Source organism: Kribbella sp. NPDC049227 (assembly GCF_043197265.1).
Taxonomy (GTDB): Bacteria; Actinomycetota; Actinomycetes; order Propionibacteriales; family Kribbellaceae; genus Kribbella.
In genome coordinates, this window is record NZ_JBICST010000001.1 from 986,653 (window position 1) to 1,003,268 (window position 16,616).

At 69.1% G+C, this 16,616-nt stretch carries 17 protein-coding genes; 10 read left to right on the forward strand and 7 right to left on the reverse strand.

Features of this window, described 5'->3' with window-relative positions; translation table 11 throughout:
- Nucleotides 1-73: 73 nt before the first annotated feature.
- Nucleotides 74-1,054: a GlxA family transcriptional regulator gene (locus ACGFH6_RS05030; protein WP_393380581.1), complete on the forward strand. Its 981-nt coding sequence runs from the start codon at nt 74-76 to the stop codon at nt 1,052-1,054.
- A 147-nt stretch (nt 1,055-1,201) separates the two neighbouring features.
- Here the strand turns inward: ACGFH6_RS05030 and ACGFH6_RS05035 are convergent, their stop codons facing one another.
- From ACGFH6_RS05035 to ACGFH6_RS05050, 4 genes are read right to left on the reverse strand one after another with little or no spacing between them, the layout of a single operon-like run.
- A complete protein-coding gene (locus tag ACGFH6_RS05035) occupies nt 1,202-1,849 on the reverse strand; it encodes an HAD family hydrolase (protein ID WP_393380583.1) in 648 nt (215 codons plus the stop codon).
- Nucleotides 1,846-2,952, reverse strand: coding sequence for a lactate 2-monooxygenase (locus ACGFH6_RS05040; RefSeq protein WP_393381154.1), 1,107 nt, complete (start codon nt 2,950-2,952; stop codon nt 1,846-1,848). Before ACGFH6_RS05040 ends, ACGFH6_RS05035 begins: the two co-directional genes overlap by 4 nt.
- A complete protein-coding gene (locus ACGFH6_RS05045; protein WP_393380585.1) occupies nt 2,873-4,384 on the reverse strand; it encodes a nitrilase-related carbon-nitrogen hydrolase in 1,512 nt (503 codons plus the stop codon). The genes ACGFH6_RS05040 and ACGFH6_RS05045 overlap by 80 nt, the downstream gene beginning before the upstream one ends.
- Complete coding sequence (locus tag ACGFH6_RS05050) at nt 4,365-4,952, reverse strand: TetR/AcrR family transcriptional regulator (RefSeq protein ID WP_393380587.1); 588 nt, start codon at nt 4,950-4,952, stop codon at nt 4,365-4,367. The genes ACGFH6_RS05045 and ACGFH6_RS05050 overlap by 20 nt, the downstream gene beginning before the upstream one ends.
- Before the next feature lie 162 nt (nt 4,953-5,114).
- On the opposite strand from ACGFH6_RS05050, the gene ACGFH6_RS05055 reads away from it, so the two are divergent.
- The 3 genes from ACGFH6_RS05055 (at nt 5,115) to ACGFH6_RS05065 (ending at nt 8,747) form a co-directional block, all read left to right on the forward strand.
- Nucleotides 5,115-6,098, forward strand: a complete 984-nt coding sequence (locus tag ACGFH6_RS05055; RefSeq protein ID WP_393380589.1) for a hypothetical protein — start codon at nt 5,115-5,117, stop codon at nt 6,096-6,098.
- Entirely contained in the window at nt 6,076-7,314 is a 1,239-nt protein-coding gene (locus ACGFH6_RS05060; RefSeq protein ID WP_393380590.1) for an MFS transporter, read from the forward strand. Before ACGFH6_RS05055 ends, ACGFH6_RS05060 begins: the two co-directional genes overlap by 23 nt.
- A 185-nt stretch (nt 7,315-7,499) precedes the next feature.
- Entirely contained in the window at nt 7,500-8,747 is a 1,248-nt protein-coding gene (locus ACGFH6_RS05065) for a DUF445 domain-containing protein (protein WP_393380592.1), read from the forward strand.
- Between the two features lie 151 nt (nt 8,748-8,898).
- Here the strand turns inward: ACGFH6_RS05065 and ACGFH6_RS05070 are convergent, their stop codons facing one another.
- Entirely contained in the window at nt 8,899-9,645 is a 747-nt protein-coding gene (locus ACGFH6_RS05070) for a D-Ala-D-Ala carboxypeptidase family metallohydrolase (protein WP_393380593.1), read from the reverse strand.
- Between the two features lie 132 nt (nt 9,646-9,777).
- Between ACGFH6_RS05070 and ACGFH6_RS05075 the strand changes: the two genes are divergently transcribed.
- Both ACGFH6_RS05075 and ACGFH6_RS05080 read left to right on the forward strand, forming a co-directional pair.
- Nucleotides 9,778-10,386 (forward strand): SigE family RNA polymerase sigma factor, encoded by a 609-nt coding sequence (locus ACGFH6_RS05075; protein WP_393380595.1) that lies wholly within the window; start codon nt 9,778-9,780, stop codon nt 10,384-10,386.
- Nucleotides 10,383-11,762 carry a hypothetical protein gene (locus ACGFH6_RS05080; protein ID WP_393380597.1) on the forward strand — a complete coding sequence of 460 codons (1,380 nt, stop codon included), beginning with the start codon at nt 10,383-10,385 and terminating at the stop codon, nt 11,760-11,762. The genes ACGFH6_RS05075 and ACGFH6_RS05080 overlap by 4 nt, the downstream gene beginning before the upstream one ends.
- Here the strand turns inward: ACGFH6_RS05080 and ACGFH6_RS05085 are convergent.
- Entirely contained in the window at nt 11,759-12,511 is a 753-nt protein-coding gene (locus ACGFH6_RS05085) for a sugar phosphate isomerase/epimerase family protein (RefSeq protein ID WP_393380599.1), read from the reverse strand. The two genes, ACGFH6_RS05080 and ACGFH6_RS05085, sit on opposite strands and share 4 nt — an antisense overlap.
- A gap of 142 nt (nt 12,512-12,653) precedes the next feature.
- On the opposite strand from ACGFH6_RS05085, the gene rarD reads away from it, so the two are divergent.
- Genes rarD through ACGFH6_RS05105 form a run of 4 tightly spaced genes read left to right on the forward strand, consistent with a single transcriptional unit; the run spans nt 12,654 to nt 16,062 of the window.
- On the forward strand, nt 12,654-13,571 hold the full coding sequence (gene rarD / locus ACGFH6_RS05090) for an EamA family transporter RarD (protein ID WP_393380601.1): 918 nt from the start codon (nt 12,654-12,656) through the stop codon (nt 13,569-13,571).
- Nucleotides 13,572-13,616: 45 nt separating this feature from the next.
- Nucleotides 13,617-14,099 carry an RrF2 family transcriptional regulator gene (locus tag ACGFH6_RS05095; protein ID WP_393380602.1) on the forward strand — a complete coding sequence of 161 codons (483 nt, stop codon included), beginning with the start codon at nt 13,617-13,619 and terminating at the stop codon, nt 14,097-14,099.
- 45 nt (nt 14,100-14,144) lie between these two features.
- Nucleotides 14,145-15,554, forward strand: a complete 1,410-nt coding sequence (locus ACGFH6_RS05100) for an MFS transporter (RefSeq protein ID WP_393380604.1) — start codon at nt 14,145-14,147, stop codon at nt 15,552-15,554.
- 28 nt (nt 15,555-15,582) lie between these two features.
- Entirely contained in the window at nt 15,583-16,062 is a 480-nt protein-coding gene (locus ACGFH6_RS05105) for a cupin domain-containing protein (protein ID WP_393380606.1), read from the forward strand.
- Here the strand turns inward: ACGFH6_RS05105 and ACGFH6_RS05110 are convergent.
- Entirely contained in the window at nt 16,049-16,606 is a 558-nt protein-coding gene (locus tag ACGFH6_RS05110; RefSeq protein ID WP_393380607.1) for a hypothetical protein, read from the reverse strand. The genes ACGFH6_RS05105 and ACGFH6_RS05110 overlap by 14 nt on opposite strands.
- Nucleotides 16,607-16,616 lie beyond the last annotated feature (10 nt).

Sequence of the window (16,616 nt, forward strand, 5' to 3'; positions counted from 1 at the left end):
CTTGTAGCGAACACTTCAGAACCGACGGTATGTGTTGTGAACGTTACACCGCAAGAGCGGATACCGTGGCGCCGTGGACGAACGCCTGGTCCTCCTGGTCGCGTACGACGGTGCCGAGTTGCTCGACATCGCCTGTGTCACGTCGTGTCTCGACATCGCGAACCGCATCGGCGCCAGCCCGCCGTACCGGATGGTGCTGGCGACGCCGGGGAAGCGCACGGTGCGCTGTGACTCGGGTCTGCAACTGCAGGCCGATGTGGCGCTCGAGCGGTTCAACGAGCCGATGGACACGCTGCTCGTGTCCGGCGGACTCGGACACGAGGACGCCGCCGCGGATCGCAGTCTGGTCGGGCACGTACGACGCCTGTCCGCGCTCGCCCGCCGGGTGTCGTCGGTGTGCACCGGCGCGACCGTGCTCGCGGCCACCGGCCTGCTCAGCGGGCGCCGCATCACGACCCACTGGATGTACGCCGACCAGCTCGCGGCGAAGCACCCGGATGTGCAGGTCGACGCGGACCCGATCTACATCCGCGACGGCGAGATCGCGACCTCGGGTGGCGTCACGAGCGCACTGGATCTGACCATGTCGTTCATCGAGGAGGACCACGGCGAGGCGATCGCCCGCGGTGTCGCGCTGGGCACCGTCACCTACCTCCAGCGGCCGGGCGGCCAGTCCCAGATGAGCATGTTCGTGGCGAGCCGGCTGAGTGGCGACCTCCTCGTCCGTCGGCTCCGCGACCACATCGTCAGCCACCCGACCTCGGACCTGAGTACGCCGGCCCTGGCGCGACTCGCCGGGGTCAGCGAGCGGCATCTGTCGCGGTTGTTCCTCACCCACGTCGAGCAGACGCCGGCGCAGTACGTCCGCGGTGTCCGCACCGAGGCAGCGGCACACCTCCTGGTTTCGGGCGAGCTGCCACTCGCGGCCGTCGCCCGGCAGTGCGGCTTCGGCTCGACCGAGTCCCTCCGGCAGGCGTTCCTCGACCGGTACGGCGTACCTCCGTCGCAGTACCGGCGGACCCAAACACCGGCACAGACACCGGCACCGGCCTGATCCCAGGAATCCGGTCCGGTCCAACAGACATCCGGACCTGATCGGTCCGGATGGATGGCCCGCCCGCGGACAGTCCGGAAGATCGTGCCATGACGAACGACTTCTCCGACTCCGAAGACCGGAATCTCAGACCAGTGTCCTTCCGACTCAGGGCACTAACTCGGCAAGGGTCACGCCTGCTGCGCGATCGAGGTGGTGCGCGGTCAGGCCGACGGCGCGGGCCGCCAGCACGTCCAGCTCGAGGTTGTCGCCGATCATCACGGTGTCCGCCGGGTCGACGCCCAGCGCCTCGCACGTCCGCAGGTAGGTCTCCGGGGCGGGCTTGCTGACGCCGAGGGACTCCGTCGTACAGACCACGTCGACCAGGTCGGCCAGTCCGATCGCCTCGAGCTTCGCGTTCTGCTGTTTCGTGCTGCCGTTGGTCAGCACGCCGATCCGCCAACCGTTGCTCCGGGCAACTTCCAACGCCGGGCGGGAGTCCGGGTACGCGGTCCAGCTCGACCGGTAGTGGTGCAGGTAGCCGGTGAACAGCTCGTCCAGTTCCGCATCCGTCGGCGGCACCGGGTGGCCGAGCAGGGGCAGGAAGTCGCGGAGCCGGCCACGCCGCTGCTCCTGGTGCGTGATCTCGCGGGCCATGAACCGGCCGTAGACGCGGTCCTCGATCACGAACCACTGCGCGACCAGCTCGTCGGTCGTCGTACCACCCAGCTCGGGGATCCAGCTGCGGATCGCGTACGTCGCCGACCCGGTGTGGTCGAACAGTGTGTTGTCCAGGTCGAAGATGACCGCCTTCACGCCCGGACCACCGAGTCCCGGTTGAGCTCGCGGTGGTTGGCGTAGCCGGACAGGGCCAACGTCAGGTCGAGCTCGGCCAGGAAGCAGCGCAGGACGTGCTCGACACCCGCCTGCCCGGCCAGTGCGAGGCCGTAGAGCAGCGGACGGCCGAGCAGGACTGCCTTCGCGCCGAGGGAGAGAGCCTTCGCCGCATCGGACCCGGTCCGGACACCTGAGTCGAAGAGGACCGTCAACTGCTCACCGACCGCGTCCGCGATCGCCGGCAGCGCGTCGAGTGACGCGATCGCGCCGTCGACCTGGCGGCCGCCGTGATTCGAGACCACGACCCCGTCCACGCCGTGCTCGGCGGCCAGCTTGGCGTCCTCGACGGCCGTGATCCCCTTCAGCACGATCGGGCCGTCCCAGTTGTCCCGCAGGAACGACAGCTCTTCCCAGCCCAGGCCGACGTTCGGGAACATCTGCGCCCAGTGCATCACCGCCGCGCCCGGGTCCTCGGCGACCGGCTTGGCCAGCTTCGCCTGGAACGCCGGGTCGCTGAAGTAGTTCGCCAGGCCCTCCCCCTTGAGGAACGGCAGGAACCCGCGGTCCAGGTCGGCCGGACGCCAGCCCAGCGTCCCGGTGTCGAGGGTGACGACCAGCACGCTGTAGCCGCTCGCCTTCGCCCGCTGCAGGAAGCTGAGGCAGACGTCGCGGTCGGTCGGCCAGTAGAGCTGATACCACTTGCTCTTCGCCTCGATCTGCTCGAAGGCGTGACTCGCCTGCGTCGAGTGCGTGTAGGTCAGGCCGAGCGTGTCCGCCGCCCGGGCCGTCGCCAGTTCGCCGTCCGGGTGGGCCAGCGTCTGTACTCCGATCGGCGCGACCAGCACCGGCGCGGGCATCGCCGTACCGAGGATGGTGCAGGACAGGTCGCGGTCGGTGCTGCCGCGCAGCATCCGGGGCACCAGTCGCCACCGATCGAACGCCGCCAGGTTCGCGCGCGCCGTCGCCCCGCTGCCCGCGCTCGGCACGATGTACCCCATCGCCTCAGCGGACAGCGTCCCGGCCGCCTGCGACTCCAGCCGGGCCAGGTCGGTCGTGATCTCCGGCCGTGTCCCCTGCAGCATCCCCTGCAGGTAGATCTGCAACTGGTGATCCCCATAGTTGGCCATGCCGGATGCTCCCACGCCCACCGCGCGACCTCAACCACACCACCCCGGCCAGGGCGACGAGGCAGCACAGCCAGGCGAACCAGTCGCCCCACGCGGTGTAGACGGTCCGGTCCCTGCCGGGCTGAAGCTCGCCGATCAGGACGGCCGGCGCGTCGGCAGGGGCCGTCGTCTCGGACACGATCCGTCCCTGTGCGTCGCTGAGGGTGAGGCGGCCCTTGCTGCCGTCGCGGGCCATCGGGATGCCGTTCTCGATCCCGCGGAGCAGTGCCATCCGGCTGTGCAGCCAGCCGTCGTTCTCGAAGTCGAGGGCCGGGACCAGCAGCAGGCCGGCATCTTCCTTCCCGTACGAACGGGAGAGCGCGGGGAAGTCCAGGTCCTTGCAGATCAGCAAGCCCCAGCTGTTGAAGACAGCGAGGTGGTCGCCGGGCGTGTACGGCTCGATGCCGGGGATCAGGTGGTGCTTGTCGTACGACGTGGGCGCACTGCCGTCGGGATGGAAGACCAGGGCCCGGTTGTAGTCGTCGGGACCGAAGACGGTGATGCCGACGACGAGCTCGACCTTGTTGCTCGTGGCAAGTGTCTGGAACTGCTCGGACAGCCGAGGAAGTGCGGTCGCGTCGAGGTCGATGATCTTCTCCGGGAGCAGGACGACCTGTGCGCCGGATCGTGCCGCGTCGGTGATCATCGGGCGGTACCGCTCCACCACGGCAGGTCCGCCGCCGTCCGGCCAGCGCGCGTCGTCCTCACCTTGCGCGGAGAGTACGGCGATCCGCACTGGCTGACTGTCCGCGGTCCCGTCCAGCCGGAGTACGCCGTACAGGCAGGTGCTGGCGGCAACAACCACGAGGGCGCCGACCAGGACGAGACGTCGGGTCGCGATGACGGCCGCGGGGAAGAACAGGAGGAAGCTGAGACCCCACGGACCGGTCAGCGAGACGATCTGGTTGACGGGTTCGACCTCGGCCTGGGTGTACGCGAGGCTGGTGAAGGCGCCGTGGGGCGAAACTGTCGCGATCAGGTAGTCGAGAGCCGCCCACAGCGCGGGAGCGGCGAACGCCGCGAGTACGAAATGTCTTCGGACAACGAGGGCCCGGAAGAGCAGCACGGTCGCGGTGAAGACGCCCGCGAGCAGGATCAGGAAGGCGAGCACGACAACGGGAAGCTCGAGGTCGCCGCGCAGGTAGCCGACGAGATTGGTGAGCCCCAGAAGCCAACCGATGAAGGCGGTCAGGGCGGCCGGGCCTGGTTTCAGCCTGGGTGCGACGAGCAACACCGGCAGTGGCGCGAGCCAGGTCAGCACGGGGAGCGTGTGCAGGCCGGAACCGAAGTACAGCAAGGCACCGGTCGCGACCGCGGCGGCCACGCACTTAGGTACGGAGGAGGCCATCGATCATCCTTTCGGCGAGTCTGAGGCACAGCGCGCGGAAGGCGGGGTCGGGCATGCCGATGCGATCGCCGTGGTGGAGCTGGATCAGGCCGTGCAGGAGCGCGGCGAACATCAGGCTGATTTCCAGGATGTCGTCGTCGCCGCGGAAGAGGCCCTGGTCGACGCCGTCGGAGATCGCGTCGGCGACCAGGTTGAACGTCGGCGACCTGCGCGCCCGGAAGTCGTCGGGGAACTTCCGCGCCTGGTCGCGCCGCTCGGTGAACATGTAGTCGTACAGCCGCGGCTGGGCGAGCGCGAAGTCGACGTGGTCGACCAGCATCTCCCGCATCCGCGCGTCCGCCGCCGTACTGCGCGGGGCGGACTCCCAGCGCCGGACCAACTCGGCGAAGGCCGCGTCCGCGACCGCGTTCAGCAGGGTCTCCCGGTCCGGGAAGTACTGGTAGATCGCCATCGGGGTGATCCCGACCGCGGCCGCCACCTTCCGCATCGACACCCCGGCGGCGCCGTGCTCGGTCAGCAGCCACGTCGCGGCCGCGGTGATCCGGTCCTTCGTCGTCACCTCGCTCATGAATGCCATTCAACCCGCATTACCTATACGGCGTATAGGGAAATGACCCTGAATGATCCCTGAGCCATGACATTCGTCAGGTCCGGGACCCGACGTCCGTCAGCGCAGGATCCGGACGGATCGCATCGGTGCCGGCGCCGGTCGACCGCGAGAGTGAGGAGCGTGACTGACAAGACAGATGTGGGTGTGATGAGGCGGACCCTGCCGGCCCTCGGACTGTTCTTCCTGGCGCCGCTGGTCGCGGAGTTCCTGCTGGGAAACATCCCGATCAGCCAGATCTTCGCGCTGCTGTTCCTGGCACCGCTGTACGGCGGTGGCGCGGTGCTGATCCGCGAAGTCGTCAGGCGCCGCGGCTGGGGCTACCCGAGCGTGATGATCCTCGCGCTGGCGTACGGCGTACTCGAGGAAGGGGTGACCACGCAGTCGCTGTTCAACCCGAACTACGCGGACCTGCGGTTGCTCGACCCGGGACACATCTCGGCGCTGGGCATGGGCGCGCCGTGGACGTTGTTCGTACTGGCGCTGCACACGGTGTGGAGCATCACCGTGCCGATCGTGCTGGTCGAGTCGGCCTCGCGCCGCCCCCGCGAACCGTGGCTCGGCAAGATCGGTCTCTGGGTGTACGGCGCGATCTTCGCCGCCGGCATCGTCGCGAACACGGCGTTCGCCCTGAGCAGCGACTCGTTCGTCGCCTCGCCCGCGCAGTTCGCCGGGACCGGGATCGCGATCGTCGTCCTCGTCGCCATCGCGGCCCGGGTCGGCTCGCGCGGACAGCGTCGTACGGCGGGCACGGTGCCCTCGGCGTGGCTGGTCGGCGCCGCCGGGCTGGTGCTCAGCTCGGCGTTCATGCTGGCGAACGACCTGGTGAAGAACGGCTGGCTGCAGGCCGGGCTGATGGCCGCGCTCGACGTACTCGCGGTCATCGTGGTGGTGCGGTGGTCGCGGCGGACCGGCTGGACACAGCTGCATTCGCTCGCGGTGGCGGGTGGCGCGCTGCTGACCTATGCATGGCACGCGTTCCCGGAGGATCCGGTGATGGACGCGTCGCGGACCACCGACCTGATCGGCAATGTGGTCTTCGCCCTCATCGCGGTGGCGGTGCTCACGGGTGCGACAATCAGGCGTGAAAAACTCAGTGACTCCTGACAGCCGCAGCACCGAGTGGCCTGTCGGCCTCGCTCTGTTCGCGCTGGCGACCGGTGGTTTCGCGATCGGAACCACCGAGTTCGTCACGATGGGAGTACTGCCACAGATCGCTGACGGTGTGGGGATCTCGATCCCGACCGCCGGCCACCTCATCTCGGCGTACGCGCTCGGCGTGGTGGTCGGCGCACCGGTGATCGCGGCGCTCGGTGCCCGGACCGGCCGGAAGCGGCTGCTGCTCGGGCTGATGGCGGTGTTCGTGATCGGCAACGTGCTGTCGGCCGTTGCCTCGAGCTACGAGTTCCTGATGGCGGCGCGGTTTCTGACCGGCGTACCGCACGGGGCGTTCTTCGGCATCGGCGCGGTGGTCGGGACCACACTCGTGCCGGTCAATCGGCGGGCCTGGGCTGTCTCGATGACGATGGTCGGTCTCCCGGTGGCCAACATCATCGGCGTACCGATCACCACTCTGATGGGCCAGCGACTCGGCTGGCCGGCGCCGTTCCTCGCGGTCGGCGCGCTCGGGCTGGTCACGCTGGTGGCGGTGTGGTTCTGGGTCCCGCCGCAGCCGGTCGGCAGCGACGTCAACATCCGTAGCGAGCTCAGTGCCCTGTCCCGACCGCAGGTGTGGATGGCCCTGCTGGTCGGGATGGTCGGCTTCGGCGGCATGTTCGCGACGTATTCCTACATCGCCCCGACGATGACGGAACTGGCCGGTTTCTCCGAGGCCGCGGTCACGGTGGTGCTGGCCGTGTACGGCATCGGCATGACCTGCGGCACCGTCGTCGGCGGCCGGCTCGCCGACCGCGCCCTGATGCCCAGCCTGTACGGCGGCCTGCTCGCGATCACCGTCGTCCTCGGGACGTTCGGGTGGCTGGCGCAGACCCGGCCCGGAGCCCTGATCGCGGTGTTCGCGATGGGGTTCTCGGCGAGCATCCTGGTGCCGGCGCTGCAGACCCGGCTGATGGACGTCGCGCACGAGGGACAGTCGCTGGCCGCGTCACTCAATCACTCGACGCTGAACATCGCCAACGCCCTCGGCGCCTGGCTCGGCAGCGTCGTCCTGGCCGCCGGCTACGGCTACCAATGGCCGAGCCGCGTCGGCGCCCTCCTGGCCGTCGCCGGGCTGGTCCTCGCCCTCGTCTCCGGCCTGATGGATCGGCGTACCGTCCGCAATTCAGGGGTGGACCAGGTCGTGTCTGGTGGTCTCGCGCCGTAGCGAGCAGGTGCTCGGTGCGGTGCATCGGCGTGCTGGAGCGAAGGTCTCGATGCGGAGCATCGTGGCCTTTGCGCCAGTGCGGCGAGGTGCCGTGCCGAGTGCCGCGCAGTAGGCGGGAGACCACCAGACACGACCTCAGTCGTCGCCTGACCGACTGATCACCGGGGACTTGGTTAGATCGGGGTATGGCGACATTGACGTTGGGCGCCGCCGACCTCGTCCGGCGGCGCGGGCTGCGGCAGATGCGATCGGTGGCGTTGTCGTTACTGCTGCTGGCCGCGGTGATCTATGTGGCCACGCTGCACCGCGACGGCGGCTGGGCGTACCTGAACGCCGCGGCGGAGGCCGCGATGGTGGGTGCGCTGGCGGACTGGTTCGCGGTGACCGCGCTGTTCCGGCGGCCGCTCGGGCTGCCGATCCCGCACACGGCGATCGTGCCGACCCGCAAGGACAGCCTGGCCGAGAGCCTGGAGCAGTTCGTCACCGAGAACTTCCTGTCCCAGGAGGTGGTGGCGGAGAAGATGCGGACCGCCGAGGTGAGCCGCCGGGCCGGTGAGTGGCTGACTACCGGCACCCATGCCGAGCGGATCGTGGCCGAGGGCGCCCGGACAATCGGGGCGGCGCTGCCGCGGCTCGGCGACGAGGACGTGGCGGCGTTCGTCCGCGGGTCACTGCTGCCGCGGTTCGTGCAGGAGCCGTTGAGCCCGATCGCGGGGCATTTCCTGCAGTCGGTCGTCGAGGACGGTGCGCACCACGCGCTGTTCGACCTGCTGATGGTGGAGGCGCATGACTGGTTGCGCGACAACCGTGAACTGCTCGCCGACGTGGTCGGACCGCGGGCGCCGCGGTGGTCACCGCAGTGGGTCGACCGGCTGGTGATCGACCGGATCCATCGCGAGGCGCTGGCCTGGCTGGCCGACGTACGGGACAACCCGACGCATGCGGCGCGGCGGGCGGTCGACCGGCTGCTCGGGCAGCTCGCCCACGACCTGCAGAACGATCCGGACACCATGGCGCGCTTCGAGGCGTTCAAGGCGCGGATGCTGACGCATCCGGACATGGGCTCCAGCCTGACCGCGGTGTGGGACGCCGTACGCACCGCCCTGATCGACTCGATCGCCGATCCGGACAGCACACTGCGGGTGCGCGCGACCAAGGCCATCCACGACCTGGGGCAACGACTGCAGGACGACGAGGCGCTGCGCGGGAAGGTCGACGCCCGCGCCTCCGAAGCCGTCGGTTACGTCGTCCGCACCTACGGCAACGAGATCGTCTCGGTCATCTCCGACACGATCGAACGCTGGGATGGCCGCGAAGCCGCCGCCCGCATCGAGCTCCACGTCGGCCGGGACCTCCAGTTCATCCGCATCAACGGCACCGTCGTCGGCGCCCTCGTAGGCCTCCTCATCCACACCGTGAGCCAACTCCTCTGACAGACACCTCCGCGCGAGTGCCCTGTGGGCTTGGGATGGTGGACTGGGATGAGCTCGCGGAGGCATGGTGGCTGCTGGCGGGTTGCGTGCCGGCTGGCGGGTTGTTTGTGCGTCAGCGGCGAAACAACCCGCCAGCGGGCACCCGGCATACCTAGATCCCGCAGTTGGGGGCGTCCCAGACGTTGCCGGTGCGGATGTCTACGTGGGTGTGGTCGTTGTGGCCGGGGTAGCCGGGGCCGAAGATGCCGCCGAAGCCGTGGTTGCGGGCTTGTTTGGCGAGGGTGCAGAAGGAGTGGACTCCGGTCAGGTCGGCGGACCGGCCGTACAGGTGCTGGCTGTTGCTCGCGCCACCGACCGAGTTGTTGCACGGGATGCTCCGGAACCCGCTGGAGATGTTCAGCGGCTGGTCGCCGAGCGCGTGCCGCATTGCCTCCAACTGCCACATGGTCTGCAACGCGTTGGCCTTGGTCGCCGCCGCGGACAGCGGTCCGCCGTCCCAGCCGGAGCCGCCGCACCCGTCGTCGAGTTCGGTGTACGCGAAATGGATCGGCGTGCAGTCGTCGTCCTGCAGCGCATAGATCTTGCTGAACGTCGCCGGCCCGGCCACCCCGTCCGACCCCAGCCCGTACGCCGACTGGAACCGCTGCACCGCGGCCTTGGTGGCCGGCCCGAAGTCCCCGTCGACGGCGAGGTGACCGCCGTACCCGGGATATCCGGCGACCCTGATCTGCAACTGCCGCACGTCCTCGCCGTTCATGCCCTGGCTGAGCGTGCGGCCCCACGTGTAACAACCATCAGCGTGCGCCTTGGTCGCGGTCACGACCTGACTGGTCGTGAGCGTCGCCGCGAACAGCAGCAGTACGGCGATCAGCCGCGGCAACGGTCGGGTGATGGACATCGGACACCTCCGGGGCGGTGAAGGAACCTGTCCCGGCCCAGCATCCCGTCATCATCCACCGCTTGGCCAGTGCTCAGCGAAACTTTCCGACGAGAAGGCAACCATCCGTCCGACCCACCCGGTCGAGAGGATGTGAGCATCGAGAACGGCGCGTTGACCGCGCGGGAGAGGGGGGTGGCGGTGCCGACCGTGGACACGTTCGACGCGTTCGTCGCGGCGCGGTCCCCGGCCCTCCTGCGTACGGCGTACCTGCTGACGCGCGATCACGCGCTCGCCGAGGACCTCGTCCAGACCGCCCTGGCCAAGGCCTGGTTCCACTGGTCCCGGATCCGCGCCGACGACCCCGAGCCCTACGTACGCCGAATCCTCGTCACCACGTACTCGTCCTGGTGGCGACGCCGCTGGACCGGAGAGATCCCGACAGAGAAGCTGCCGGACTCCCCTGCTCCGGCCGGCGAGGACCGGCTCGACCTCTGGGACGCGATCGGCCGGCTCCCCCGCCGCCAGCGCGCCGTCGTCGTACTGCGGTTCTACGAAGACCTCACCGAGGCGGAGACCGCCCGGCTGATGGGCAGCAGTGTCGGCACCGTGAAGAGCCAGACCGCCAAGGCCCTCGCCAAACTCCGCCTCGATCCAGCGCTCGCCTCCGGCACCCGCTCCGACGGTGCACCAGTCGAAGGTGGGCCCGCCGAAGGTGCACCTGCCGACGGCGCCATCGCCGATCAGGAGACTCCGCGATGAACCTTCAGAACCTGCGCGACGAACTGACCGCGCGCGCCGCCACCGTCGACGACCACCCGGCCGACCTGCTCCCGGGCGTCCGCACCAAGATCCGCCACACCCGCCGGCGCCGCGTCCTCACCGCCGCGGGGGCGGCCGTCGCGGCCGTCGCACTGGTCGCGACGATCCTGCCCGGCACGCTCACGAACTCGTCCCCCGACCCGGCCGAGCCGGCGCCGTACGTCCAGAACGGCTTCTCGGTACCCGGCGAGTTCGATGACGGACCGCTGATGAAGGGCTGGGCGGGCACGGTCGGCCAGAACCGGGTCGAGTTCGACTGGACGCCGATGTCCAAGGCGCTCAAGTTCGTCGGGATGTGCCGGACGGACTCCGAGGCGATGATCTGGGTTCGCGTCAACGGCTTCACAGTCGACAGCGTCCCCTGCATGAAGGACCTGTCGCCGTACAAGAACGGCGTACCGAGCGAGAGTGCACTCTGGGCCGACGCCCCGATCGGTCAGCCGGCCAAGGTCACGCTCGACCTGGTCGACCTCAACGGGCGCCCGGTCCAGGATCCACAGCAGCAGCTCGCGGTGGGGATCTACTCCGACCAGACCTACAACCCCTCGGCGCAGTGGGGACCGAGCCAGCCGGGCGACTACGTGCGCGACGGCCTGCGGTTCCGCCAGCAGGTCGGTCCGCAGACCCGTCTCGCCGCGACGATCGGCGACCGTGGCGACATGCAGGTCGGCACCAGCTTCATTGCCCACAGCCGGTCCGTTGTCGTGCAGACGCTCGGGACTCCGGGCGACTATGTGGTACAGGACAACGTCGAGTACCGGATCCAGGTGCGGCTCAGTGACGGGAGCTCGGTGAACGGGTACCCCGGAGCCGGCGACCAGTCCCAGCTCGACACGAGTCAGCACATCCAGCTGGCCGTGCCAGCGGGTCAGCGCGTGCAGGTGACGGCACGCCTGGTGGACAAGTTCGGCCGGCCGATGTCGGTGCCGAAGGCAAGAATCGGGGTGGCGATCTACGACCCGGGCCCGCAGGTCACCACGAACGGGATCGACCTGGACCGGGAGAAGGAGGTCGACGGCACCCGGTACCGGTTCGTCCGATCGGTGGTCGTCCCGGCCTCCAGCGGCAAAGTGGAGCTCACGACGCCGGTCGGGCAACGGTTCCTCTGGGCGTACGGCAACACGAATCTCGGCCCCGGGGTGACCACTCGCTGGCGCGGAGTGACCGCAGACCAGGACGGGCCGCCCGCGTCGAGCGGCTTCGGCTGGGCGACCGAGGACGCGCAGCCCACGCCGAAGACTGTCAATTACCGGATCAGCTCGGGTCGCCCCACCGGCGGCAAGCTCGTGATCGCTCTCTACCTGCCCCTGAGTTAGACCCAGGCGTGCAGGTCGGCGGCGTCCTTGGCCAGCTGCTCCGGGGAGTCGTCGGCGACGAATTCGAGGAGAGCGTTGATCTCGCGGGGCTCGGCGGCGAGGCGGTCCAGGACCGGGCGCCAGAGCGACTCACGGCCGGCCAGCGGGAGCCGGGTGTTCGACGGCCACCAGGAGAAGACGTGGACAGTGGTCAGCCACGGCATCAGGGCTTCGAGCTGGTCGAGACACTGGGCGTCGTCCAGGTCGACGGGCGGCTGCCAGTACGTCTTGAGGTTGGGAGCCCCGACGTCGAGCAGCAGCGTGATGGTGGAGTCGACCTCGTCGGTGAGCGTGTTGCGGTGGAACTCCATCGCGATCTCGATCCCGGACGACGCCGCCACATCGGCCAGCTCGGCCAGCCCGCGGGTCACCGCCATCCGGTCCCCTACGCCCGCTTGCGCCGTACCGACGTTGCCGGCCCAGACGCGGATCCGGGGCGCGCCGAGGGCCTCGGCGGTCGCGACCGCGGAGCGCATCTCCTCCCGGTCGATGCTCCCCGCCCGCAGGTAGGAGCCGTACGCCGCGATCCCCAACCCGTGGACCTCGCACAGCGCCCGCACCCGCTTGGCGGTGACCAGATTGCCGAGCGGGACGTGCACGTCACCACCCCACTCGATCGCGCCGAGTCCGGCCTTCGCTGCCAGCTCCACCACCTCGTCGGCCGGCAACTGGCGGAACGTCACCGAGACCAGACCGGTCCTCACACCCACGCGTGCCTCCTCGTGTCCACCCCTCTATCCAACCGCATCGCACCAGCGGCGCTCCGGGGACGACGGGCGCTGGACGGCAATCCGTCTCACGTCATGAGCAAAGCAATTGGATGCGACTGTCGCGTGGGCATAGTCTGACGGCGTGCCAGAGCAGCGCAGAGGGTTCATCTACGGGTTCGCCGCCTACCTGATCTGGGGTCTGTTCCCGCTCTACTGGAAGCTGCTGGACCACTCCGGCGCGATCGAGCTGCTGGCCCACCGGGTGCTGTGGTCGCTCGTGACGATCGCGATCCTGGTCGTCGTACTGCGGAAGTTCGGCCACGTGAAGGCGTTGCTGCGAGAGCCGCGGCGCCGGTGGCCTCTGATCGCGGCCGCGTTCCTCATCTCGGCCAACTGGGGCACCTACATCTGGGCGGTGAACCACGGCCGGGTCGTGGAGACGTCGCTCGGGTACTTCATCACCCCGCTGTTCACCGTGCTGCTCGGCGTCGTCGTGCTGAAGGAGCGGTTGCGGTCGCTGCAGTGGGTCGCGCTCGCGGTCGCCTTCGTCGCCGTCGCCGGGCTGACGATCGAGAACGGCCGGCCACCGTGGGTAGCGATCATTCTCACCTTCTCGTTCGGGTTCTACGGGCTGACGAAGAAGCAGGCCGGCGCCGGCGCGATCGAGGGCATGGCGGTCGAGTCCGCGACCGTGGCACCGCTCGCACTCGTGGCGATCGTCGTACTCGGGGCGCAAGGCCAGTCGACGGTCACGCATCACGGCGCCGGCTATCTCACGCTGGTTCTGCTGACCGGGCCGATCACCGCCGTACCGCTGCTGCTCTTCGGGGCGTCCGCGACCAGGGTCTCGATGACCACGCTGGGCCTGCTGAACTACATCGCGCCGATCATGCAGTTCATCTGCGGCGTACTGGTGTTCCATGAAGAGATGTCGCCGATGCGGTGGGCCGGGTTCGGGCTGGTCTGGCTGGCACTGGTGATCTTCACCCTCGACAGCATGAACCGGCGGCGCCGGACGATCGCGATCGAGCGCGCCGCGGTCACCGCCTCCGCGGTGTGATCATTCGCTTGACGACCGGGATTCAGGACATTTAGTATCCAGGTTATGAAGATGAACGAGGGCGTCGAATGGGCGATGCACAGCTGCGTGAATCTCAGCTGGCTGCCCGGTGAGGCGGTCACCGCCAAGCGACTCGCCGCCTTCTACAGCCTTCCCACGGCGTACCTGAACAAACAGCTCCAGGCGCTCACCCGGGCCGGCATCCTCACCTCGGTCTCCGGGCCGAAGGGCGGCTTCCAGCTGGCCCGCGACCCGCACAAGATCACCCTGCTCGACATCGTCGTCGCGATCGACGGGCCGGACGACGCGTTCCGCTGCACGCAGATCCTGAAACAGGGCCCGGGCGCCGACCCGAAGGCCGACTACACCAAGGTCTGCGTGGTCTCCCAGGCGATGCGCACCGCGGAGCTGGCCTATCGCCGGACGCTGGCCGGCCAGACCATCGCGGACATCGCCGAGCGGGTGGTGAGCACGTCTCCGGACGCTCCCGCCAGCACCCGGAACCGGTTCGCCAACCTCAAGTCCTGAACTTCGCCCACCACTTCTCCGTCCAGACCCAGGAGTTGATTCTGGATGTTGGATATCCTGAATAAGCCACTGATCCTGTCCCTGCTCGCGTTCGCCCAACTGATCATCTCGATCGACTACACCATCGTGTACGTCGCCGTCCCGGACATCGGCCGCGACCTCGGCTTCGCCGCCCACAACCTGCAGTGGGTGGTGAGCGGGTACGCCGTCGCCTTCGGCGGGTTCCTCCTGCTGGGCGGCCGGATGTCCGACCTGCTCGGCCGCCGCCGGATGTTCACTGCCGGTCTCGTCCTGTACGGCGCCTCGTCGCTGGCCGGAGGTTTCGCGACCGGGCCGGGCCTGCTGGTCGGCGCCCGGGCCGTGCAGGGACTCGGCGGTGCCGTCCTCGCGCCCGCCACGCTGTCCCTGATCGGCACGCTGTTCGCGGAGGGCCGGGAACGCAACCGGGCGTTCTCGATCTGGGGCGCGGCCGGCGGCAGCGGGATGGCGCTCGGCTCGCTGCTGGGTGGGGTCCTGACCCAGTCGTTCGGCTGGGCGGCGATCTTCTTCGTCAACGTCCCGCTCGCCGCGATCGGTGTGGTGGCGGCGCTGATCCTGCTCCCCGTCGACGGGACGGATCGCGGTCGCCGCAGGTTCGACGTACCTGGTGCGGTGACGGCGACGGCGGGGATCACCGCGGTTGTGTTCGCGTTGGTGCAGGGGCCTGCGACTGGGTGGGACAGCGTCAGCGTGGCCGCCGCTGTGGCCGGCGTCGTACTGCTGGCAGCGTTCGTCCTGATTGAGCTCCGGTCGCCGGATCCCCTGCTGCCATTGGGATTGCTGCGCGTTCGCAACCTCCGCAACGGCGTCACCGTGATCCTGCTGTTCGCCGCGACGCTCGGAACGCTGCTGTACTTCGAGACCGTCTATTTCCAAGATGTCCTGGGCTACAACGCGCTGGAGACGGGCCTGGCGTACCTCCTCCCGATGCTGGCGATCTTCGTCGGCTCCAACCTGGGCGGACGGCTGGCGACCCGGTTCGGCCTCCATCTGACCCTCGCGGTCAGCCTCTCCGTGTCCGCGGTCGGCGTCGCACTCCTCGGCCTGGTCCTGTCCAGCAATGCGTCGTACGGCGTCCTCGTCCCGGCACTGTTGATCCTCAGCTTCGGCCAGGGCAGCGCGTTCAGCACCATGTACGCCGCCGCGTCCACCGGCGTCGCCGCGGAACACCAGGGCATCGGCTCGGGGATGGCGTCGACCGGTCAGCAGATCGGGAACGCGGTCGGTCTCGCGATCCTCGTTGCGATCGCCAACCGCGGCACGGCCGGCCTGACCGGCGAGTCGTTGCGCACCGCCACCACCCACGGGCTCCGGCTCGCTGTCCTGCTCACCGCGGCCGGGGTCGTCGCCACCGCCGCGATCGCGCTCACCGGCCAGCGCCGGACGCCGGTCCTGGTCGATGCCGTCAGCAACTGATTTCCCAACCACCGAAGGAGAAACCGTCATGAGCACCACCAAGCCCGTCCTGGTCCGCGCCGCCGAGGCCGAGGTCCTGCCCGCCGCCGGAGTCACCCTGTTCGCCGACGTCACCGACACCGGCGGTCACCTGACCAGCCACCGTTCGCTCCTCAGGCCCGGCAAGGACAGCGCTCCCCCGCACCAGCACAAGGAGGCGTCAGAATTGTTCTTCGTCCTCACCGGCAGCCTGCGTGTCCTGCTCGGCGACGACCTCATCACCCTGGCCAAGGGCGACGTCCTCGTCGTACCGCCGAACACCCCACACGCCTTCGAGGCGGCCGGCGACGAGGACACCGAGGTCTTCTTTGTCCTCACCCACGCGAAGCCGCGCTTCGACTACTACCGCCTCCTCGAACGCGTCTACCGCGGCGAAACCGCTGCATCCGACCTCGCCAAGACCAGCAACCTCTACGACAACCACTACATCGAAAGCCCCACCTGGAACGGCCGCGTCAGCGGAAGGTGAGGTAGAGGACGGCTAGGGCGAGGAGGGTGTCGAGGACGGCGCAGAATTCGGACATGGAGAGGGCGACTACTCGGTGGGTGCGGTGGTGGTAGGTGTCCCAGCCGGCGTGGACGAGGAGTCCGGCGGCTACGAGGAGTCCGGCGACGGTTTGGTTCGCCTGTACCGCTATGAGGGCAGCGGTGGCCAGCACTACCAGAGCTGCCGCCTGCAAGGGCAGGCCCCAGGGCGGGCGGAGGGCGCCGCGGATCACGCCGTACACGGCCAGTACGGCGGCTAGGACCAGCATGACCCAGGTGGCGTTGACGCCCTCGACGAACCATCCCAGGCCGACTGCCACGAAGCTGACGGCGAACACTGGCCAGGCGGCCTTTCGGCGTTGCAAGGCCGCGGATCCCAGGTATACGAAACCCGACGCCGTCACGATCGGCGCCACGTCGGCACCGGTCTCCATCCACCACCCCGCGAACGCCGCCATCGCGGCGCCTGCCACCGCGGGCCACCGCCGCAGCACCCACGGCCGCTCCACCTGCTCGACTGTGTCCACCAGCACCTCC